Consider the following 22,604-nt stretch of genomic DNA (forward strand, 5'->3'; position numbering starts at 1 on the left):
GTATGTTGTAACTAAAATACAGCAGCGAGGGTGGTACCTCTTTGTTTCTCCGCCTGTACATTCGGTTACACGCCGAAACCAAACACTCACGGACAACGCGGCGTTAAATCCTTATTGTGTCTTCACCGGCCCCGAATCGGGGTTGTAAATAGAAACCGCAATTCTGAGGATTTGACAATGAAGAAAGTACTTGCACTGGTTATTGCTGCCGCCATGGGATTGTCCACCGCTGCGTTTGCCGCCGATACCACTACGACTACCGCTCCTGCCGCGACGACCACCACCACGACTACCGCTGCACCGGCTAAAACCACCACGACTACTCACAAGAAACACGTGAAGAAAGTGAAAAAAGCAGCCCCTGCGCAAACTGCCCAGGCCGCTAAAAAACACGTGAAGAAAGTGAAGAAAGCCGCTCCGGCGCAGACTGCCCAGGCCGCTAAAAAACACGTGAAAAAAGTGCAGCATAAGAAAGCCGCTCCGGCCGCTGCCGCTGCCACCACGACCCCTGCATCATAAGATGCGCAGCGCCTGAACCTGGTTTAACGCCGTTCAGGCCGGAGTCGGAATATCATGGCTGTCAGAGCTGATGAAATAGTCATTTTAGCGCATTATTATTGACTCACCGACACCCGGTTCGCCGGGTGTCGGTTTCTTAAGGCTTCGTCTATGCTGCGCCGATATAGGTATGAAATCATCCTGGGTTGCCTGATTATTTGCGCCGTTGTCAGCACCTTCTTTTTTATTTAAGTCCCTTCCCTTGCCCAGCGCCTGCGTATTTTCCGCCTTAACGGCGATCTGTTTTAGCGTGCTGAAACACAACGATTTTTCTCTGTATTCCCCTATTTATAAGCTATATTGAGATAATATTTTTTCATGGATGATATCAGCACTTATCATAAGGCAAGCTTGTATATGCGTATTGTTCCGCTGTTGCTGTGGTGTTTGTTGCCTCTCGCTACCTTTAACGCCGCATCGGCCGGACTGAGTAAAGAACAGAAGGCGCTGTTTTTCGGCCATGACCACCGCCAGGCCATCACCCAGCCGGATGAATGGCCGTGGCAAGCCATCGGACAGGTGGAAACCGCCAGCGGCAATCTCTGCACCGCCACTCTGATTTCTCCGCACCTGGCGCTGACAGCCGGTCATTGCGTGCTGACCGCGGGCGGCGTTATTGATAAAGCGGTGATGTTGCGTTTCGTGGCGGAAAACCAGCTCTGGCGTTATCAGACCAGCGCCATTGATACGTTGGTCGACAAACAGCTGGGTCAACGCCTGAAACCCTCCGGCGACGGCTGGATCGTGCCGCCCGATGCGGCCGCATTGGATTTCGCCCTTATCCGCCTGACCAAAACATTTAAAAAAATCAAACCACTGCCGCTGTGGCAGGGCGACCATCAGGAACTGACCCTGCAGCTAAAGCAGGCCAATCACCAGGTCACCCAGGCCGGATATCCCGAGGATCACCTGGATACGCTCTATCGTCATCAGGATTGCCTGGTGACCGGCTGGGCGCAGTCGGAGGTGTTATCCCATCGCTGCAACACTCTGCCGGGCGACAGCGGTTCGCCGTTAATGCTGTATACCCTTACCGGCTGGCGTTTAATCGCAATCCAGAGTTCCGCCCCGCTGGGCAAGGACCGTTATCGGGCGGATAACCGCGCGCTGGCGGTGACCGCCATTCAGGATGGCCTGTCGGCATTGGCCGACAAACCGGGGAAAGCCTTGGCGAAGTGAAGGATTTTCAGCGTAGCCCGTTACATTTCCCGATTAACCCGCTATCTGTTCCATCGCCTGCAAGATGCGTTTTTCCGAGACGGGATAAGGCGTGCCGAGCTGCTGGGCAAAATAGCTGACCCGCAGTTCCTCAATCATCCAGCGGATTTCCCTGACATCCTCATCTTCGCGCCGCAGCGGCGGCAGCTTGTCCAGCCACTGGCGCCAGGCTTGCTGCACCTGCTCGACTTTCAACATCTGGGCGCGATCGCGATGCACATCGTTGGGCAGTTTTTCCAGGCGGCGTTCCAGGGCCTGCAGATAACGCAGCGTATCGGGCAGCCGTCGCCAGCCGTTGCCGGTGACAAAACCGCGATAAACCAGGCCGCCCAGCTGCGCCTTGATGTCCGACAGCGCCAGGGCCAGGCTGATATCCACCCGTCCTTTCAGGCGTTTATTGATGGCGAACACCGCCGTCAGGATTTGCTCCACCTGCCCGGCAATCTCCACCACCGTCGGGTTCAGGTTGGCGCGCACGTATTCCTGCAGTTCGGCAAACTGCTCCTCGCGCCAGACCAGGCCGCCGCGCTGCTCGATAAGCTTGTCGACGCCGCAGGTAATGCAGTCGTCAATCAGCTCCATCACCTTGCCGAATGGATTGAAATACAGCCCCAGCTTGGCTTTGTTAGGCAATTTTTCATGCAGGTATTTTATCGGCGAGGGGATATTGATCAGCAACAGGCGCCGGATGCCCTGCCACATCGCCCGGCGCTGATCGTGCTCGGTTTCAAACAGGCGGATAGCCACGCTGTCTTTTTCATCCACCAGCGCCGGATAAGCCTTGAGCGAATAGCCGCCTCTTTTTTGCTCATAGCGCTCGGGTAAATCGCCAAAGCTCCACAGATGTAAATCACGCTGCTCCAGGCCGTCGTCGGCCACGGCGGAAAGGGTTTGCTGCACATTGTCTTTTAGCTGCAGCTTCAGCGCGTCGAGATCCCGGCTTTCTGCCAGCGTCTTATGTTTATCATCCACCACCCGGAACGAGATTTTCAGATGATCCGGCACCTGATCCCACTGCCAGGCGTCGCGGTCGATGCCCACCCCGGTCATGCGCTTGAGCTCGCGCTCCAGCGTATCGAGCAGCGGCCCGTCGGCGGGCGTGGCCCTGCCGAGAAAGGCTTCGGCGTAATTGGGCGCCGGCACAAAGTTACGCCGTAACGGCTTAGGCAGCGATTTAATCAGCGCAATGATAAGCTCCCGCCGCACGCCCGGGATCTGCCAGTCAAAACCGGCGGCGGTGACCTGGTTAAGTACCGGCAGCGGGATATGCACCGTGACGCCGTCCGCGTCCGCGCCGGGTTCGAACTGATAGCTGAGTTTTAATTTCAGATTGCCCTGGTGCCAAACGTTGGGGTAATCCAGGGCGCTTATCGCATCCGCGCCCGGATTGATCAGCATGCTTTTTTCAAAGTTAAGCAGATCAGGGTCCTGTTTGGCCGCGTCTCGCCACCAGCTGTCAAAATGCCGCGCCGAGACCACCTCCGCGCCGATGCGCCGATCGTAAAAGGCAAACAGCGTCTCGTCATCCACCAGGATATCGCGGCGGCGTGATTTATGCTCCAGCTCCTCCACCTCCGTCAACAGCTTGCGGTTGGCATGGAAAAACGCGTGCCGGGTCTGCCACTCGCCGGCCACCAGCGCGAAACGAATAAACAGTTCACGGCACAGCGCCGGATCGATAGCGCTGTAATTGACCTTGCGGCCGGCCACGATGGGCAGCCCCAGCAAGGTGACTTTCTCCACCGCCATCACCGATCCGGCCGCCTTTTCCCAATGCGGCTCGCTGTAGCTGCTTTTAACCAGATGCGGGGCCAGCGGCTCTATCCATTCCGGATCGATGCGCGCGGCAATGCGCCCCCACAGCCGGGTGGTCTCCACCAGTTCGGCCACCATGGTCCATTTAGGCGGTTTTTTAAACAGCCCCGAACCGGGGTAAATGGCAAAACGGGCGTTGCGCGCGCCGGTGTATTCTTGTTTTTCAGCGTCCTTTTGCCCGATATGGGACAGCAGGCCCGACAACAGGGCGCAGTGCAGGCCGCGATAATCCGCGGGCTGGGTATTGACCGGCAGCCCGAGGGTTTTTACCGTCTGTCGCAGCTGGGTATAGACATCCTGCCATTCGCGTACCCGCAGGTAGCTGAGGAAATCGACCCGGCACTGACGGCGAAACTGGCTGGAGGACAGCGTCTTCTGCTGTTCCTGCACATAATCCCACAATTTGACGAAGGCGATAAAATCCGATTCTTTATCGGCGAAACGGCGGTGTTTTTCGTCGGCGGCCTGTTTTTTATCCATCGGCCGCTCGCGCGGATCCTGGATGGACAACGCGGCGGCGATCACCATCACCTCGCGCACGCAGGCATTATTACGCGCTTCAAGCACCATCCTGGCCAGCCTGGGGTCGAGCGGCAGCTGCGCCAGCTGGCGGCCCAGCGGGCTAAGCCGGTAGCCGCGCGCGGATTCTGCCTCCAGCGCCCCCAGCTCCTCCAATAACCGCACGCCGTCCTGGATTTGCCGCTTGTCCGGCGCTTCCACAAACGGGAAGGCGGCGATATCGCCAAGGCCGAGCGCGGTCATCTGCAGGATGACCGAGGCCAGATGGGTGCGCAGGATTTCAGGATCGGTAAATTCCGGCCGGGAGAGAAAATCCTGTTCTGAATACAACCGGATGCAGATACCGTCGGATATGCGGCCGCAGCGCCCTTTGCGCTGGTTGGCGGAGGCCTGCGACACCGCCTCGATGGGCAGCCGTTGCACCTTGGTGCGGAAACTGTAGCGGCTGATGCGCGCGGTGCCGGGGTCGATAACATATTTAATGCCGGGCACGGTCAACGAGGTTTCCGCCACATTGGTCGCCAGCACGATACGCCGGCCGCTGTGGGACTGGAATACCCGGTTCTGTTCGCTATTGGACAGGCGGGCGTACAGCGGCAGCACCTCGGTATGGGGCAGGTTGAGCTTGTTCAGGCCATCGGCGGTGTCGCGGATTTCACGCTCGCCGCTCATAAAGATCAGAATATCCCCCGGCGCCTCGTGGCTGAGTTCATCCACCGCGTCGAAAATGGCCTGGGACACGTCACGGTCGCCGTCCTCCTCGCTCTCCACCACCGGACGATAGCGCACCTCCACCGGATAAGTGCGTCCGGAAACCTCGATAATCGGCGCGTTGTTAAAATGGCGCGAAAAGCGCTGCGGGTCGATGGTCGCGGATGTGATAATCACCTTTAAGTCCGGACGTTTCGGCAATAGCTGATGCAGATACCCGAGGATAAAATCGATATTCAGGCTGCGTTCATGCGCTTCGTCGATAATCAGGGTGTCGTACTGCAGCAGTTGCCGATCCTGCTGTATTTCCGCCAGCAGGATACCGTCGGTCATCAGCTTGACCAGCGTGTTGTCGCTTATCTGATCGTTAAAACGCACCTTATACCCCACCGCCCCGCCCAACGGCACCGCCAGCTCCTGGGCGATGCGATCGGCCACGCTGCGCGCCGCCAGGCGCCGGGGCTGGGTATGGCCGATGAGACCGGTGATGCCGCGCCCCAGCTCCAGGCAGATCTTGGGGATCTGGGTGGTCTTGCCGGAGCCGGTTTCACCGGCGACAATCACCACCTGGTTATCGCGGATGGCCTGGAGAATATCCTGGCGTTTCTGGCTGACCGGCAGATTTTCCGGATAGGTTATGGCCGGGCGGGCGGCCAGGCGGTTTGCCGCGCGTTGCGCGGACGCCTGGATATCGGCGGCGATTTGCTCGGCGATAGCGGTCTGCGCCTCGGGCCGGGTGACTTTTTGCGCCCCCTGCAGACGGCGACGTAAAACTGTTTTATCGCGGAGCATAACCGACTCCAGCGAAGCGGACAGTGCCGCCAGCGATGACTTCACGATACCTTTCCTTATACTGCGACCGGATACAGGCGCTGTTCCGGCCCGAATAGAATGTGCTTATGCCGTTAGTTTACCATATCCCCGGCGCCGGCTTTAGCCGCCTTTCCCATCGTTCAGGAAATTCGAACAAACAGCTCGAAATATTGCGCTATCACTGCGGGAGGATAATCAATAGAGTGTTTCTCAACGCCTAAGGGTTAATGACCTATTGAATTATAAGGAACATCTGATGAGCAAAGTATTAATTCTTAAATCGAGTATTCTTGCCACGTTTTCCCAGTCCAACCAGCTGGCCGACTTCTTTATCGAACAATGGCAAAAAAACCACAGCGGCGACGAGATTACGGTACGCGACCTGGCCGCGCAGCCGGTACCGGTGCTGGACGGCGAGCTGGTCGGCGCCCTGCGCCCGGCCGACGCAACCCTGACGCCCCGCCAGCAGGAAGCGTTGGATTTATCCGATGAATTGATCAATGAGCTGCAGGCCAACGACGTGATCGTCATTGCCGCGCCGATGTACAACTTCAACATCCCTACCCAGTTAAAGAATTATATTGACCTGATTGCGCGCGCCGGCGTGACCTTTCGCTACAGCGAACAAGGCCCTGAAGGCCTGGTAAAAAACAAAAAAGCGGTGGTGCTGACCACCCGCGGCGGTATCCATAAAGACACCCCCAGCGATCTGGTGACGTCCTATCTGCGCCTGATGCTGGGCTTCCTCGGCATCACCGACGTGGAATTCGTGTTTGCCGAAGGCGTGGCCTACGGTCCGGAAGTGGCGGGCAAAGCCCAGGAAGACGCTAAAGCCGCCATCAGCCAGTTTATCGCCGCCTGATGCCGTGACGGCGGCCATGATGGGTAAGGTCTTCAAGACACCCTGCATCCCGACGTCCCTGGAATACAATCCGCGCGCGGCGCCCTGGCCATCAGTGCCGCTGCACGCTTACAGATTGCAAAAGCGCATCCCGGATGCGCTTTTTTATTTGGCCGGCACGCAAGGCTGCGTCTGCGAGTCCTGGCACAGCGTCGGCTGCAGCAGCGCCACGCTCTGTTTGTCCGCCTTGATGGTAATGTCGTGTTCGATTTTCACGTTCATGTTAATGGTAATTGGTTCGCTGGGCATCGCCAGCTCAATGCGCGGCACGCAGGCGGCGGCGCCCAGCGTCAACAGCAGGCCGGCCAGCTTATATCCTGTGTTCATCTCTCTCTCCTTGCTGCCCCGGCGGGGACGGTGCCGGCCTGTTTTTCCAGGGCCTGCTCCACGTTGGTGCCAAAGCGCAGGCTGCGCCACAGCATGAAAATATTTTCCTGATGATGGTAATTCAACCTGACCTCGCGCTGGGCATTGATTTGCGGATTGGTGCCGATAAAATGCGCCAGTAAATCCAGCTCGCCGTCGCGGTTCACGTTGACATCCGCCCGCAGACGGCTGATTTCCATATAACGCAGCCAGTTGATGGCCGCGCCTGTGGCCAGGTTGCGGCTGCCGATGGCGTCGGCGAATTGTTTATCCAGTCGCAAAGCCATCCGGTTGTCGCCGGCGACCCAGCCGCCGCGGATATACCCCGCCCGATCGCTAAAATGCAGCGGCAGCTCGCCGCTGACACGGCCGGAGAGGGCAAACTGCTTAGGTTTAAGCGCGGTAATCAGTTCGCTCATCTCAATGGATTTGACGCTGAGCACCGCGGCGTCGCGCTGAGGCAGGCTTAGCGGCGTAAGGTGGATCTTGCCGCCCAGCGCGTCCACATCCACGCCGGTGAGCGTCAGCGGACGACGTTCATCATAAGGGTAATACCCCTGTAGTCCTATCGCCAGGTTATTCAGCGTCACCGGGGTGATAATCGTCGCGACACGCAGGCTGACCGGCTGTTTTACGCCCAGTTGCCAGCGCTGGTCCTGCAAACGATAAGAAAGCCCGAGCGCAACGCCCGACAGATGATTTTCGCCCACCCACACCTCTCCCTGGCCGACGGTGGCATGTCCGCCGGCCAGGAAGCCTTGGCCAATAGCGGCGGAAAACGCGCTTTGCGCGTTGAATTGCCCGTCGCGCAGGGTAATGCGCAAATCCGGCGCCAGTAAGGTCTGAAAGACCTTCAGCGGCTGTTTCGGCCACCAGGCCTGCCCGCGCAGTCGGTTGCCGTCCCAGCGGCCGTTCAGGCGCACCGGCCCGGTAACGCCGGCCTGAAGCTGGCCTTGCCACAGAAAATCCTGCGGCGTGGTGCCGGTGAAACGCAGCGTCATCACCGGCCGGGGCAAATAGCCGCCGCGGGCAATATCGATCCGGCGGGCATTGACCCGCAGCGCGCCGCTGAAGGCCGGATTATGCTCCCCACGGCGCCAGCGCAGCGGCGCCGTAAGCGCCAGGCGCGGGACGGCAACGCTGACCAGACCGTAGTGGATTTGATCGAGGCCGCTGGACAACTCCGTCAGTTCAATCTGGTCCGCCAGCCAGGATCCGCGTCCCGCGATATCCCACCGCGCCTCGAACGGCGTCAGGTTGCCCCCGCCCCAATAACGCCAGCGCCACTCGCCCTTATCGGGCAGGAAATCCAGCGCGCGGCCGTCCATATGCAGGGTGAAGTGCCCGTAATCCGGCACGTTAGCCTGTAAGATGGCCTGCAATCGCCCGCTGAGGCCCCGGGATGACACCTGCACGCCGGCCAGGGGCAGACGCGCGCTGTTAATGCTCAGCGCCTCGGAAATCAGTCCGGTGACGCGCAATAACGCCCCGGGCAGCAGCGCCAGGGTCGGATCGGTCAGCAATCCACGCAACTGGCCGGGAATCGACGCGCTTAACGAGAGCCCCCCCTGGTTAGCCGTGCCGGTAAAACGGAAATCCAGCGCATTGTCACTCAGGCGCAGCGGGCCGGGGCCGACGGTCAATACGGCATTGGCCCTGCCGCGCAGGCCCTGGGTCAGCATATTCATGCGCGCCGTTAATCCCAGCGCGTCGGGACCGTCCAGCCAATGCGCCAGGGTCAGGGCGATATTGCCCGATAGGGGCTGGGTGGCATAGGGCCAGCGCCACTCGCCGTCGGTAATCTGTAGGTCATCGCCGGCGATGCGCCAGGGCAAGCGCGCCAGCCTGATATCGGTTTGACCGTCGGTCACCAATAACGCCCCCTGCCGCTGCCGCCAGCTGATATCGGCGTTCACCGGCCTGCCGTCGGGCAAAACCAGGCCGGCGGTCAGTTCGCCCTGTTCCGGCGGCATCATCACCTGGGGCGACAACGTCATATCCCCGGTTAACCCGATGCGCAGCGCCCCGGATAATACCGCCGGTCGCGCGGGAAATAGCGGTGCCGGCTGGGGCGGCGCGGCTAACGACGCCGGCGCGGGGTTCTGTAAGCCGAAGGGCGCGTTGAAGACCGGCAGCGCCGGTAAGGCCCGCGGGGGCTGCGGTTGCGCGCCGGTAAACGTCAAGTCGCTTATCGACAGTTGACGATCGCGCAACGACAAGGCCAGGCGCAGATGTTCATTGTGGTAATATGCCCGGGTGCCGGCGGCAAGATGCTCCAGTTCCAGTCCGCCGGCATAGGCCTGCCAGGGCGCCACCGTCAGGCGGCCGATGCCGAGCGTAAAGCGCGGCAGAACCTGCTCGACGGCCGCCCAGGTCAGCGGCTCGCCGCTTTCTTCACGCGCGCGGGGCGCATTACAGGTGCTGTCCACCGTTACCTGGCCGGCGAGGATGCGCCATGCGCCGTCCTGGCGCCGGGCGCTGATATTCTGGCCGGTTATCCAGACGCAGGACGGACGGTTTAACGCAAAGCCGGGCAGGATCACCGTCCCCTGATGCCAGCTCGGGCGACCGGTCAGGGTAATATCGACATCGGCGGGCAGCACCAACCGCGCCGCCACCGGCAGCCAGAGCGGTAAAAAAAACCACCCCACTGCCACCGACAGCCCAAGAAGCGCCAGCAGCAACAGGGCAACCGCTCCGGAACGGCGTAGAAAAAGGCCTGTGCGCCTGTATGCGCCTGATGCGTCGGTCATGACATTCCTTATTGTCCCTAAGCCTGCAAGATACCATAATTATATTCCACGCAACATTTTAGGTGATACGGCACAAACGCGTACTTTTATCCGTCTGAGAAGGATACATTGAATGATACCGCGCCACCTGCCGGCCGATCTTATGGAGTAGGACTGATGAAACTAGCCGTCTACAGCACTAAAAATTACGATCATAAATTTTTGTCACAGGTAAATGAACATGTTGGCTTTGAAATAGAATTTTTCGAATTTCAATTGACGCCGCGTACGGCCAAGACCGCTGAAGGCTGCGATGCGGTGTGTATTTTTGTCAATGACGACGGCGGGCGCGACGTACTGGAGGCCTTGGCCGAAATGGGCGTAAAGCTGCTGGCGCTGCGCTGCGCCGGCTTCGACAATGTCGATCTGGCGGCGGCCAAAGAGCTTGGCATTCAGGTGGCGCGGGTACCCGCCTATTCGCCCGAAGCGGTGGCGGAACATGCCATCGGCCTGATGATGTGCCTGAACCGGCGCATTCACCGCGCCTACCAGCGCACCCGCGACGCCAATTTTTCCCTTGAGGGCTTAATCGGCTTTAATATGCACAACCGCACCGCCGGGGTGATCGGCACCGGTAAAATCGGTGTCGCCACCATGCGCATCCTGAAAGGCTTCGGCATGCGCCTGCTGGCGTTTGATCCCTACCCCAGCGCCCAGGCCCTGGCGCTGGGCGCCGAATATGTGGATTTAAAGACCCTGTTCGCGCAATCGGATGTGATCACCCTGCACTGCCCGCTGACGCCGGAAAATCACCATCTGCTTGACCGGGAAGCCTTCGCGCAAATGAAGGACGGCGTGATGATTATCAACACCAGCCGCGGCGGCCTGATCGATTCGCAGGCGGCCATAGAAGCGCTGAAGCTGCAGAAAATCGGCGCGTTGGGCATGGATGTCTATGAAAATGAGCGCGATCTGTTTTTTGAAGATAACTCCAACGACGTAATCCAGGATGATGTGTTCCGCCGCCTCTCCGCCTGTCACAACGTGCTGTTCACCGGCCACCAGGCGTTCCTGACCGAAGAAGCGCTGACCAGCATCGGCGAGGTTACGCTGGAAAACCTGCGCCAGCTAAGCCAGGGCGAGCACTGCCCGAACCTGGTTACCGCCTGATACCCGGCCGGCCCCGCCTGATGATACGCGGGGCCGGCCTAAACGCGGCTGGGGGTTACCTGGCGTCAGTGATTAAGCCCATTCTCTCGATTAGCAGGCTCATTTTATCGATATAAGGACCCAGCCGGGTCAAATTCTCCTGTACCTCGGCTCTTATTGCCTCCAGCGGATAAGCGTCATTATTCAGTTCCCGCAGCCATTGCACATATCGGTCCATTACGTCCATCAGACGGTCGAACTGCCTCGGGCAGTTGATCTGTGTCGCGCCCCCATCCTCCCTCGCGCCGGCATTGATATCCTGTAGCAGGGCCTGCACATCCCGGCATAGCGCCTCGATACTTTCGCCAAACGCGCCGCATGCGGCAAGAAAATGGCTGGCAGACCATGAGCTCCCGGCAGCCAAGGCGGCGCCCGGTTCGCAGCACCTGATTTTTACCGGCACGACAGCGCCGGCGTCTTGCCCGGCGACAGCGGCGTCGCGCTTGCGCTGCCGGCCGATGCCGGCAGGCGCGAGGCTGATGTCGGCGGGCGCGTGGCTGACGGCCCGCGGCCAAGGCGCCCGCCGCCGGGCAGCATCATCTCCCGCCGGGGATAAACCGGCGGCATCAGGCATGGCGGGAGGGGAGAGTTTATTCAGAAATGGGTTCATAATAGCGTTTTATCCTTGATGGACGGGTAGCGATCCTGGCCCCTGTCAACGGCAGTTGCCAGCAGGACCACGATGTTATGCCATCAGGGGGCTCCCCGTAACGCTATCGGACCGGCGTTGCCCGAGGGTTCAGGCAAGAACGTATTGCCTGGCTGGGGATGGGAGCGGGATGCTTAAAAACGCTTGCCGTTGGCCAGTTGGCACATGCCCACCGTGGTGCCGTCAAGCTGGCGCGCCAGGGTCATTGTGCCGCCCGCGTTCATGCAGCGGGGGGTATTGGGCACGTCCACGCGCTGCGGCAGGCTGGCGGTGGTAGCCTGCTGGCCCATCTGCTCGGGCTCGTCATTATTGGAACTGCTGCAGGCGACTAATAATAGCGCGGATGTTGCCATCAACCACCGTGAAAACGTCATTAATCAGCTCCGTAATAATTGTACTAGGAATAGTCTGAAGCTTGCATTCTAGTCGCACAGCGTCTTGACGTCGAGTCTTGCGGGGCCGGTTTTACAATTATCCGCGCGCTTCATCGCACAAAAGCAAAAATCCCCTAGGGTTGCTACTGGTATACTGGCGCCCATAAGGGGTAACCCAATGATTTATGGGTTATCAACCGTGAACAGAAAAGGTACAGCATGATCACCACAGACGGGAATAACGCAGTCGCTTCGGTGGCCTATCGCATTAATGAAGTTATCGCCATTTATCCGATTACGCCCAGTTCCACCATGGCGGAGCAGGCCGATGCCTGGTCCGAGGCGGGCACCGCCAATATCTGGGGCGATGTTCCCCGCGTCGTGGAGATGCAGTCCGAAGGCGGCGCCATCGCCACGGTGCACGGCGCGCTGCAGACCGGCGCATTATCCACGTCCTTTACCTCGTCGCAGGGTTTGCTGCTGATGATCCCAACGCTGTATAAACTGGCGGGTCAGTTGACGCCGTTTGTCCTGCATGTGGCGGCCCGTACCGTGGCCACCCACGCGCTGTCGATTTTCGGCGACCATTCGGACGTGATGGCGGTACGCCAGACCGGCTGCGCGATGCTCTGCGCCGCCAGCGTACAGGAAGCGCAGGATTTCGCCCTGATATCACAGATTGCCAGTCTCAATAGCCGGCTGCCGTTTATCCATTTCTTCGACGGTTTCCGCACCTCGCATGAAATCAATAAAATCGCGCCGCTGGCGGACGCCACGCTGAAAAGCCTGCTGCCGCAGGAGGCCATCGACGCCCATCGCGCCCGCGCGCTGACGCCGGATCGCCCGGTGATTCGCGGTACTTCGGCCAATCCGGATACCTATTTCCAGTCGCGCGAAGCCACCAACCCCTGGTACCACCAGGCTTACGACCATGTGCGCCAGGCCATGGACGCCTTCGCCGGCGCCACCGGCCGCCAGTATCGTCCTTTTGAATATTACGGCCATCCCGAGGCCGAGCGCGTGATTATCCTGATGGGGTCGGCCATCGGCACCTGTGAAGAAGTTATTGATACCCTGCTCGCCCGGGGTGAAAAGGTCGGCATCGTCAAGGTGCGGCTCTATCGCCCGTTTCGCGCCGATGCGTTGCTGGCCGAGATCCCGCCGGGCGTCAAGGCCGTCGCGGTACTCGACCGCACCAAGGAACCGGGGGCGCTGGCCGAACCGCTTTACCTGGACGTGATGACCGCGCTGGCGGAAGCCTACAGCCAGGGACAGCGGGATAGCCTGCCGCGTACCATAGGCGGGCGCTACGGCCTGTCGTCGAAAGAGTTCGATCCGGCCTGCGTGCTGGCGATTTTCAACGAGCTGTCCCTGCCGCGGCCCAAGCCGCGCTTTACCGTGGGCATCTATGACGACGTCACCAACCTGTCCCTCCCCCTGCCGCAAGCGGATTTGCCGCGCCTGGCAAAGCTGGAGGCGCTGTTCTACGGACTCGGCAGCGACGGCACGGTGTCCGCCACCAAAAATAATATTAAAATTATCGGCAACAGCACCCCGCTGTTCGCCCAGGGCTATTTTGTGTATGACTCGAAAAAAGCGGGCGGCCTGACGGTTTCCCACCTGCGGGTCAGCGAAAAACCGATTAACTCCGCCTACCTTATCAGCCACGCCGACTTTATCGGCTGCCACCAGTCGCAGTTTATCGATAAATACCAGATGGTGGAGCGGCTGCGCCCCGGCGGTATCTTCCTGCTGAATACCCCCTATGGCGCCGATGAGATCTGGGCGCGCCTGCCGCAAGAAGTGCAGGCGCTGCTGAAGGCGCGCCAGGCGCGGTTTTATATCATCAACGCGGCGCAGATTGCCCGCGAATGCCAACTGGGCGCGCGCATCAATACCGTAATGCAAATGGCGTTCTTCCAGCTGGCCGCGATTCTACCTGCGGACAGCGCGCTGGCGGAGCTGCAGTCGGCCATTGCCCGCAGCTACCGCAGCAAAGGCCAGGAACTGGTGGAGCGTAACTGGCAGGCGCTGGCCGCCACGCGCGAAGCCCTGTTCGCCGTGCCGCTGGAAGACGTTAACGATCGCAGCCCCATGCGTCCGCCGGTGGTCTCCGACGCCGCGCCGGACTTTGTCAAAACCGTGACCGCCGCCATGCTGGCGGGCCTGGGGGACGCCTTGCCGGTCTCCGCGCTGCCGCCCGACGGCACCTGGCCGGTCGGCACCACCCGCTGGGAGAAACGCAATATCGCCGAACAAATCCCGCTCTGGAAGCCGGATTTGTGTACCCAGTGCAACCATTGCGTCGCCGCCTGTCCCCATGCCGCCATCCGCGCCAAGGTCGTGGCGCCGCAGGCCATGGCCGCCGCCCCCGCCGGCCTGGCTTCGCTGGACGTGAAATCCCGTGATATGCGCGGCCAGAAATATGTGCTGCAGGTGGCGCCCGAGGACTGTACCGGCTGTAACCTGTGCGTCGAGGTGTGCCCGGCCAAGGATCGGCAGGATCCCGCCATCAAGGCCATTAACATGGCCTCGCGGCTGGAGCATGTGGAGGAGGAAAAAATCCATTATGACTTTTTCCTGGATCTGCCCGAGATGGCCGTGTCCCAGCTGGAACGCATCGATATCCGCACCTCACAGCTGATTACACCGCTGTTCGAATACTCCGGCGCCTGTTCCGGATGCGGCGAAACCCCCTATATCAAGCTGCTGACCCAACTGTACGGCGACCGGCTGTTAATCGCCAACGCCACCGGCTGTTCCTCCATTTACGGCGGCAACCTGCCGTCCACCCCCTACACCACCAATGCGGAAGGCCGCGGTCCGGCGTGGGCCAATTCGTTATTCGAGGATAACGCCGAGTTCGGCCTGGGCTTTCGCCTGACGGTGGATCACCATCGCCGGCGCGTGCTGCGTTTGCTTGAAGAGCACGCGTCGCTGTTGCCGGCGGATCTGGTCGGCGAACTGCGGGCGGACGGCGTGGCGGTGGAAACGCGGCGCGGGCAGATAACGCGGCTTCGCGCCGAACTGCGCCCGCTGCTGCAAACGCAGAGCGTCGACGCCGGCCTGCGCCAGCTGGCGCAAGACGCCGATTACCTGGTGGATAAATCCATCTGGCTTATCGGCGGCGACGGCTGGGCCTATGATATTGGTTTCGGCGGGCTGGATCACGTCATGAGCCTGACGGAAAACGTCAATATACTGGTGCTGGATACCCAATGTTATTCCAATACCGGCGGCCAGCAGTCGAAGGCCACACCGCTGGGCGCGGTGACCAAATTCGGTGAACAGGGCAAACGCAAAACCCGCAAGGATCTGGGCGTCAGCATGATGATGTACGGCCATGTCTACGTGGCGCAGATTTCACTCGGCGCCCAGCTTAACCAGACGGTGAAAGCCATCCAGGAAGCGGAAGCCTATCCGGGCCCGTCGCTGATCATCGCCTATAGCCCGTGCGAGGAGCATGGGTATGATCTGGCGCTAAGCCACGATCAGATGCGCCAGCTCACCGCCACGGGCTTTTGGCCGCTGTACCGGTTCGACCCCCGCCGCGGCGACGAAGGCAAATTGCCGCTGGCGCTGGACTCGCGCCCGCCCAGCAGCGATTTGAGCACCACACTGCTTAACGAGCAGCGCTTCCGGCGGCTGAATACCCAGCAGCCGGAGGTGGCCGCGGCCCTATACCAGGCGGCGGAAAAAGACCTGAAGGCGAAATATGACTTCCTGGCCCGCATGGCGGGTAAAACCGACGCGGCGGAATAGCCGACCGCCGGCGTTACGTTATCAACGCTGCGGGCCGGCAGGCGGCGAATATCGACGCCATGAGGCGGCATGGACTTTCCAGTCGCCGCCCCAGGGGTTATTATTAAGCATAATTTAGCGATTATTCAGGTACGCAATGGATCAGGGCGACGTGACCTTCGCGGTGCAACAGCCGGCGCAGGACGTTTTTTATCTCTCATGGGTGGCCTATATTCGCCCCGTGGTGCTGTTTCTGGTAATGGGCGCCATCGGCCTTATCGTGTCGCAGTCTGCGCGCGACGCCAATTACATCCTGGTGGGCTACGGTATCCTGTTTGTGGCTATTATCAAGGTAATCTACGATTTTGCCTGGCGCAGGCGTTTCGTATTTTATTATGATGATGACGGCGTCTGGGTGTTCCGCGGCCTATTGCCGTGGAAAAAAGGCGTCGGCGGCGTCAAATGGCGCGATATTGACGAGGCCACGTTTGACACCGGGTTTTTCAGCTGGCTGACCAAGTCGTACCGGGTCCGCGTCGGCCACCGCTTTACCCAATCGAACGAAATCCTGGTAACCCACATCAAGCGCGGCAACCAGGCGGCGGCGGTCATCAACCAAAAGCTGATGCAGGATTTCCCCAACTGAAAGTGTTCAACGTCGCCGCCATAATCGCGTACAATCCCCGACAAGAGTCCTCACATCGCGGCCCCGCGGGCTTGGCGGCGCGCCGGTAACAGTCAAAGGCATAACCACCGTGGTCGACCAAAAAGAGCAGTACAACCTGAACAAGTTACAAAAACGCCTGCGCCGCAACGTCGGGCAGGCCATTGCCGATTTTAATATGATCGAAGACGGCGATCGCATCATGGTATGCCTCTCCGGCGGCAAGGACAGCTACACCATGCTGGAAATCCTGCGCAATCTACAGCAAAGCGCGCCGATCAGCTTCTCGCTGGTGGCGGTCAACCTGGATCAAAAGCAGCCGGGCTTTCCCGCCGATATCCTGCCCGCCTATCTCGATGCCTTGGGCGCCGAGTATAAAATCGTTGAAGAAAATACCTACGGTATCGTTAAAGATAAGATCCCCGAGGGTAAAACCACCTGCTCCCTGTGTTCGCGCCTGCGGCGCGGCATTTTATACCGTACCGCCACCGAGCTTGGCGCCAATAAAATTGCCCTGGGGCATCATCGCGACGATATCCTGCAGACACTATTCCTGAATATGTTCTACGGCGGCAAGTTAAAAGGCATGCCGCCGAAATTGATGAGCGACGACGGTAAACATATCGTCATCCGCCCGCTGGCCTATTGCCGCGAAAAGGATATCGAGCGCTTTGCCGAGGCGCGCGCCTTTCCCATTATCCCCTGCAACCTGTGCGGTTCGCAGCCCAACCTGCAGCGGCAGGTGATAGGCAATATGCTCAGGGACTGGGATAAACACTACCCGGGGCGCCTGGAGACCATGTTCCGCGCGATGCAAAACGTGGTGCCGTCCCATCTCGCCGACGGCGGGTTATTTGATTTCAGGCAATTGCATGCCGGCGGCGACATCATCGACGGCGGCGATATGGCGTTTGACCCGCTGGAACTGCCGGCGCAGCCCGCGGGCTGGCTGGCGGATGATGACGTTGATGCCCTGCCGCCTGTCGGCGCGCGCCTCGACGTCGTGGAAATAAAATAGCGCGAGCTACCACATATGCGGCGGCGGGTCCTGTATCGGCTTGGGGTCGGGATTATAGGGCGGCTCCAGGGGCGGATCCGGCAGTGGGTTCGGGATCGGCGGCGGATCGGTCGGGATGGGTTCTTCCGGTATCGGATCGCCTGGAATGCTCATTCGATACGGAACCGGTGCCTGGCGCACCCGGGGTGTCATAGTCATAGGCATACTGTCCACCTCTTTAAAGGGTCTTATCAAAGCAGCGCGTTTGCTGCGGACTCACGTTAAGGATAGTGGGCAATTGGGGTAAGGACAAATCCCCGCCCTGCCGCCCGGTTAATATGCCCGCCGGGGAAAAACCAAAAAAAAATGCCAGGTTAATAAACCCGGCATCGTATGAATTAAATATGCTATGCAATAATTCAAAAAAGGAAGTAAGACAATATGGAGCGCAACGCCCATCGCTTGACGTTGCATTCACCTGCGGGATCGATAGTGCCCCATCCCGCGCCCCTGCTTTTTGATATTGCTCAATATTAGCCGGCTTTTTTGCGTTTTTTGCGTAAATTTTGCCGCGCATCGCCGCCACGCTATGCATATGGCTATAACCATTTACGCCGTTTTAACCATAGCGCCACACAAAGCACCAAGATAATTAACGCCAGGCAGAAGATACTGAAACCATAACGCATATTGCCGCCGGGGATGCCGCCCAGGTTGACGCCAAACAAACCGGTAAGAAAGGTGGTCGGCAGGAAAACCATGGCCATCAGCGACATGGTATAACCGCGGCGGTTTATCGACTCGGCGGTAATCCAGTTAATTTCATCGGCAATCACCGCCGTGCGGGCAATGCCGCCGTCGATATCGTCGATGCCGCGCCCCAGGCGATCGGCGATATCCTGCATGCGCCTGCGGTCGTCATCCCCCATCCAGGGCAAATGCTCGCTGGCCAGGCGGGCGAAGACATCGCGCTGCGGCGCCATATAGCGCCGCAGGACAATCAGCTGCTTGCGCAGTTTCGACAGCTGGCCGCGCGGCGGGATCTGCTGGTCCAGCAGATCGTTTTCCAATACGATGATGCGGTCATGCATATCTTCAATAAACTCGCTGGTGTGATCGGTCAGGGTATCGCACATATCCACCAGCCAGTTGCCGCTGTCCACCGGCCCCTGTTTTTTCTGCAATTCGTCAAGCATCTCCTCCACCGCCTGGATCGGCTGGTTACGGGTGGTGACGATCAGTTTTTCCGTGATATAGATACGCAGGACAATCAGCTCTTCCGGGTATTCCTCGGTATTGAAGTTAATGCTGCGCAAAATTATCAGCGCGCCTTCGGGAATGCGGTTAACCCGCGGCCGCGTGCTGTTGCCGGCCAGCGATTCGCGCACCGGATCGGGTATCAGCGGCGATGTGGCCAGCCATTCCATGCTGGCCTGATGTTCCGTATCCAGGTGCAGCCAACAGGGATGGAGGCAATGCGCAATGTCCGAGGCCTCGATAGGCGTAATGCCGCCCTGGCCGTCTAATTGTCCGGCGTAGACCACGCCGTTGATATGCAAGGCTTCACGATCGAGTACTTCCAACTTTTTTTCCTTATTCGGCACGATTCGGCACGGATTGATGTCAAGTCTAGCGCCAAACGGGAAGATATAAAGAATTATAAAACCTCGAGGTTACAGCACGTGATGCCGGCACCCCCGCTATGCGCGCGGACGGACGTCGCATACGCGGTTTTTGCCCCGGCTTTTGGCCGCGTACAGCGCGGCATCGGCGCTGCGGATAAATGCGGCGGGCGTATCTTCCGGTCTCACCGGCATGGCGGCGTGGGCGCCGGCGCTGATTGTCACCACGCCAAAGGGGCTGGCGTCATGGGGGATTTGCAATTCATGCACCGCCCTGACCACCGTCTCGGCAAACGTACGCGCGCCGGCGAGATCCGTGCCGGGCAGAATAACGGCGAACTCTTCCCCGCCGTAACGCGCCACCAGATCGTTCACCCGGCGCGGCAGCGCCAGCAGCGTTTGTCCTACCCGCTGCAAACATTCATCCCCCGAGACATGGCCGTAGATATCGTTATATTTTTTAAATAAGTCGATATCGAGCAGGATCAGCCCCAACGGCGTCAGGTCGCGACAGGCGCGCTGCATCTCATTTTGCAGCACGATATCAAACTGGCGCCTATTGGCGAGGCCGGTAAGACCGTCATGCAGGGCCTGAACAGCCAGCTTTTGATTTAATTCCGTCAATAAGTCCCGGGCGATAAGCAGGTCTTTTTCCGAGCGCAGGCTGAAGTTAATTTGCCGCAGCAGCGCCCATGCCAGCAGGGTTAAAATGATCAGGATCCCCGCCCCGCCCGCCGCAAAAATAATACTGTCGGTAAGCCAGCCACGCAAAACTTCCTTTTTAGACAAACCCGCCGCGATGACCAGCGGATACTGATCCAGCTTGGAATAGCCGAAGATGCGTTCCACCTTATCGTAATAAGAAATAATCGTTGCATTGCCGGATTTGGCCCGCGGCAACACATCGGTAAACAGCGTGCTTTTGGCCATGCTCCGGCCGATGGCGCTTTCCTCATAAGGCCGGCGATATAAAATGGTGCCATCGGCCAGCATTAATACCAGGGCGGTGTCATTGTCGATGGCGAAATGATTGTAATACTCCTGGAAATAGCTGACATAGACCGTCGCCAGCGCCACGCCGCCGAAGCTTCCGTCCTGGTTATTTATCCGGTGCGACACCGGAATGACCAGATCGCCGGTGGATCGGCTGCGGATCACCTTGCCTATATATAAGCGATTGTCATTATGAGCTTGGTGATATTTGAAATATTCGCGATCCGCATTATTGGCATGAGGCGGAATAATACCCGAAGCCGTCACCAGCCAGTGCCCCTGGGCGTCATAAATAAACCCGCCGTGCAGCTGCGGCAGGAGTTTAAGCTGCTCACTCATGACTTTTTGCAGGCGCGGCAGCCGCGCCTGCGACAGGCCGTCCGTGTCCAGGCGTTCCATCAAATCCTGCAGCGTAATATCCACCTGCAAAAAGGTGTCTTCCGCATGCTGGGAAAGGGCGCGCGACAGATTGGCGGAATCTTGTTCGGCATTCACCAGATCGCGCCCATGCGCATTCCAGATTTGCCAGGTATCAAGGAAAATAATGGCGCAGGCCACCACCACAATAAAAATAGCGGCATGGATCAGCAGCGAAGCATGATTGACGACCTTATGCAGCAGGCGTAAGGCACCATTCGGCGAATAATCCATCTATTCCTTGATTTTACAGGTTTTACATCAGCTGCGACGGCGTACTGTTATGCGCAGGAGGCAGGGAATTTCAGTTAAGTATTAAACTAATTAATGTAATTTGCAATTAATAACCCCACCCGGACAAGCCGCAGGGATAGACCGCGGAATTTCCAGGCCATGCGCGACAAGCGGAGTCCGCAAAATCCGTCAGAAATACCGTCCGCGTCTTTGCCCCAAAAAGGCGTTGACGGCGACGGCAGATGCCGTCCAGCAAAATAATATAGCGCGACGAAGAGCAATAACCCGCAGAACTTCAGCGGGTTAACAGGGCTATGCGCCAAGCGGCGGACAGTGATAAAGCAACGGCGCGGACTTAGTGCCTGAGGATATACATCGTCTGGCTATAAGCCACATCTTCCGGATTGGTTATCGGATACCCCTGCACCCAGGGTTTGATCAAACGGCCGTTGGTATATTGGTAAATGGGCGCAATCGGCGCTTGCTCGGCTATCATATCTTCCGCTTTATTGTAATCCGCGCTGAGGCGCTGCGGATTGGTTTGCCGGCTGGCCTCGGCGAGCAGGCGATCATAGGCGGGATCATTAAACTTGGCGATATTGCCGCTATGGGTGGCGGTCAATAATGACAGGAAGGTGGAAGGCTCGTTGTAATCCCCTACCCAGGAAGCGCGCACCACGTCAAAGTTACCGGTATTGCGGCTGTCGATATAGGTTTTCCATTCCTGGTTCTCCAGCTTGACGTTTACCCCCAGCTTTTTCTTCCACATCGAGGCCACGGCGATAGCGATTTTTTCGTGACTTTCCGACGTGTTATACAGCAGGCTCAGGGTCAGCGGTTTCTCCGGGCCGTAGCCCGCCGCTTTCATCAGCACTTTTGCCTCGGCGTCCAGCTCTTCCTGGGAATGCCGCTGCAGGAAATTCTGCTGCGGCGTGAAACCCGCGGTGACATCCGGGGTAAAATGCCAGGCGGGTTTTTCGCCGGTGCCGACCACTTTTTCGGCGATAATTTTACGATCAATGGCATAGGACAGCGCCTTGCGCACCCGCACATCGTCGGTGGGCGCGCGCCGGGTGTTGAACGCGTAATAGTAGGTGCCCAACTGGTCCGGGGTATAAACCTGGCCGGGAATATCCTTTAGCAACTGCTGGTAGCGGTTTTTGGGGAAGGATTCGGTGATATCAATATCGTTGGCCAGGTAGCGATTCAGGGCGGACGATTCCTGATTGAGCGGAATAAAGGTTACCTGGGTCAATACCGTATGCTGATGATCCCAGTAATGTTCATTGGGCGTGAGGACGATTTTTTCATTTACGACCCTCTCGTGCAGGGCGAAGGCGCCGTTGCCCACCAGGTTGCCGACCTTGGTCCAGTCGTTGCCGTATTTTTCCACCGTGGCGCGATGCACCGGGAACAGGCTGAAATTGGCGGTCAGGCTGGCAAAATACGGCACCGGTTTGCTGAGTTGCACCTTCAGGGTGTAATCATCCGGCGCGCTGACCCCAAGCCGTTCTGCGGGAAGTTTCCCGGCGGTGATGTCTGCTGCGTTTTCCAGGCCGGCCAGTTCGGCGAACCAGGCGAAGGAGGACAGGTTTTTCGGGTCGGCGAGACGCCGCCAGCTGTAGACAAAATCATTTGCCGTGACAGGGTCACCGTTTGACCAGCGCGCGTCGTGGCGCAGGTGGAAAATAAACGTGCGGTTATCGTTGGTTTGCCAGCGGGTCGCCACCCCCGGGATAAGATTGCCCTTGGCGTCCTCATTGACCAGTCCTTCAAACAGATCGCGCACCACTTGGGCTTCGGGCAGGCCGACCACTTTGATCGGATCGAGGGAAGCCGGTTCATCTTTGATATGGCGCACGATGTGCTGCTGTTCGGCCAGCTGCGTGCCTTCGGGTACCGTGGCGGCCCAGAGATTGCCGCTCAGGGCGATAATAAACGACGCACATAAGGTAGGGTTGAAACGCGGCATGGCATTATCCTTGTTATCGTAACCGGTGCAGAGCGGCCCGGCGCTTTCCCGGTGTTTTTCCTGCCAGGGATAATAACGCCGGACGTTTTGCGCTAAAGT

17 protein-coding genes are annotated in these 22,604 nt (G+C 58.9%); 7 read left to right on the forward strand and 10 right to left on the reverse strand.

The genetic code is table 11. From position 1 onward, the window contains the following. Window positions 1-177 precede the first annotated feature (177 nt). Window positions 178-519, forward strand: coding sequence for an acid resistance repetitive basic protein Asr (gene asr, locus ACL2XF_RS08805; RefSeq protein ID WP_413722817.1), 342 nt, complete (start codon window positions 178-180; stop codon window positions 517-519). A 396-nt stretch (window positions 520-915) separates the two neighbouring features. After that, window positions 916-1,737, forward strand: coding sequence for a trypsin-like serine peptidase (locus tag ACL2XF_RS08810; protein WP_410015163.1), 822 nt, complete (start codon window positions 916-918; stop codon window positions 1,735-1,737). A 33-nt stretch (window positions 1,738-1,770) separates the two neighbouring features. On the opposite strand, the gene hrpA is transcribed toward ACL2XF_RS08810, so the two are convergent. Then, window positions 1,771-5,658, reverse strand: coding sequence for an ATP-dependent RNA helicase HrpA (gene hrpA / locus ACL2XF_RS08815; RefSeq protein ID WP_413728450.1), 3,888 nt, complete (start codon window positions 5,656-5,658; stop codon window positions 1,771-1,773). Window positions 5,659-5,890: 232 nt separating this feature from the next. Between hrpA and ACL2XF_RS08820 the strand changes: the two genes are divergently transcribed. Further along, window positions 5,891-6,496, forward strand: coding sequence for an FMN-dependent NADH-azoreductase (locus ACL2XF_RS08820; RefSeq protein ID WP_410015165.1), 606 nt, complete (start codon window positions 5,891-5,893; stop codon window positions 6,494-6,496). A 144-nt stretch (window positions 6,497-6,640) separates the two neighbouring features. Here the strand turns inward: ACL2XF_RS08820 and ACL2XF_RS08825 are convergent, their stop codons facing one another. Next, window positions 6,641-6,862, reverse strand: coding sequence for a YnbE family lipoprotein (locus ACL2XF_RS08825; protein WP_410015166.1), 222 nt, complete (start codon window positions 6,860-6,862; stop codon window positions 6,641-6,643). Next, a complete protein-coding gene (locus ACL2XF_RS08830; protein WP_413728451.1) occupies window positions 6,859-9,585 on the reverse strand; it encodes a YdbH family protein in 2,727 nt (908 codons plus the stop codon). The genes ACL2XF_RS08825 and ACL2XF_RS08830 overlap by 4 nt, the downstream gene beginning before the upstream one ends. A gap of 225 nt (window positions 9,586-9,810) precedes the next feature. Here ACL2XF_RS08830 and ACL2XF_RS08835 point away from each other — a divergent pair, with 225 nt between their 5' ends. Further along, the gene (locus ACL2XF_RS08835) at window positions 9,811-10,803 is read left to right on the forward strand and encodes a 2-hydroxyacid dehydrogenase (RefSeq protein WP_410015168.1); all 993 of its coding nucleotides are present in this window, start codon (window positions 9,811-9,813) and stop codon (window positions 10,801-10,803) included. 55 nt (window positions 10,804-10,858) lie between these two features. Here ACL2XF_RS08835 and ACL2XF_RS08840 read toward each other — a convergent pair whose 3' ends face one another. Together ACL2XF_RS08840 and ACL2XF_RS08845 are read right to left on the reverse strand one after the other, a co-directional pair. Continuing rightward, window positions 10,859-11,452: a hypothetical protein gene (locus ACL2XF_RS08840; protein WP_413728452.1), complete on the reverse strand. Its 594-nt coding sequence runs from the start codon at window positions 11,450-11,452 to the stop codon at window positions 10,859-10,861. Window positions 11,453-11,625: 173 nt separating this feature from the next. After that, a complete protein-coding gene (locus ACL2XF_RS08845) occupies window positions 11,626-11,865 on the reverse strand; it encodes a DUF333 domain-containing protein (RefSeq protein ID WP_413728453.1) in 240 nt (79 codons plus the stop codon). A 219-nt stretch (window positions 11,866-12,084) separates the two neighbouring features. On the opposite strand from ACL2XF_RS08845, the gene nifJ reads away from it, so the two are divergent. The 3 genes from nifJ (at window position 12,085) to ttcA (ending at window position 17,288) form a co-directional block, all read left to right on the forward strand. Next, window positions 12,085-15,627 carry a pyruvate:ferredoxin (flavodoxin) oxidoreductase gene (gene nifJ, locus ACL2XF_RS08850; protein ID WP_410015171.1) on the forward strand — a complete coding sequence of 1,181 codons (3,543 nt, stop codon included), beginning with the start codon at window positions 12,085-12,087 and terminating at the stop codon, window positions 15,625-15,627. Between the two features lie 136 nt (window positions 15,628-15,763). Next, the gene (locus ACL2XF_RS08855; protein ID WP_410015172.1) at window positions 15,764-16,252 is read left to right on the forward strand and encodes a hypothetical protein; all 489 of its coding nucleotides are present in this window, start codon (window positions 15,764-15,766) and stop codon (window positions 16,250-16,252) included. A gap of 100 nt (window positions 16,253-16,352) precedes the next feature. Next, the gene (gene ttcA / locus ACL2XF_RS08860) at window positions 16,353-17,288 is read left to right on the forward strand and encodes a tRNA 2-thiocytidine(32) synthetase TtcA (protein WP_410016550.1); all 936 of its coding nucleotides are present in this window, start codon (window positions 16,353-16,355) and stop codon (window positions 17,286-17,288) included. Between the two features lie 6 nt (window positions 17,289-17,294). Here ttcA and ACL2XF_RS08865 read toward each other — a convergent pair whose 3' ends face one another. From ACL2XF_RS08865 to ACL2XF_RS08885, 5 genes are all read right to left on the reverse strand, one after another. Beyond that, the gene (locus tag ACL2XF_RS08865) at window positions 17,295-17,441 is read right to left on the reverse strand and encodes a hypothetical protein (RefSeq protein ID WP_413722810.1); all 147 of its coding nucleotides are present in this window, start codon (window positions 17,439-17,441) and stop codon (window positions 17,295-17,297) included. 64 nt (window positions 17,442-17,505) lie between these two features. Continuing rightward, complete coding sequence (locus tag ACL2XF_RS08870; RefSeq protein ID WP_410015174.1) at window positions 17,506-17,862, reverse strand: hypothetical protein; 357 nt, start codon at window positions 17,860-17,862, stop codon at window positions 17,506-17,508. 4 nt (window positions 17,863-17,866) lie between these two features. Then, complete coding sequence (zntB, locus tag ACL2XF_RS08875; protein WP_410015175.1) at window positions 17,867-18,850, reverse strand: zinc transporter ZntB; 984 nt, start codon at window positions 18,848-18,850, stop codon at window positions 17,867-17,869. Window positions 18,851-18,967: 117 nt separating this feature from the next. Beyond that, a complete protein-coding gene (locus ACL2XF_RS08880; protein ID WP_413728454.1) occupies window positions 18,968-20,533 on the reverse strand; it encodes a diguanylate cyclase in 1,566 nt (521 codons plus the stop codon). Window positions 20,534-20,888: 355 nt separating this feature from the next. Next, window positions 20,889-22,505: an ABC transporter substrate-binding protein gene (locus ACL2XF_RS08885; RefSeq protein WP_410015177.1), complete on the reverse strand. Its 1,617-nt coding sequence runs from the start codon at window positions 22,503-22,505 to the stop codon at window positions 20,889-20,891. Window positions 22,506-22,604 lie beyond the last annotated feature (99 nt).

This window comes from Sodalis sp. RH19, assembly GCF_047324215.1.
Classification (GTDB): domain Bacteria; phylum Pseudomonadota; class Gammaproteobacteria; order Enterobacterales; family Enterobacteriaceae; genus Acerihabitans.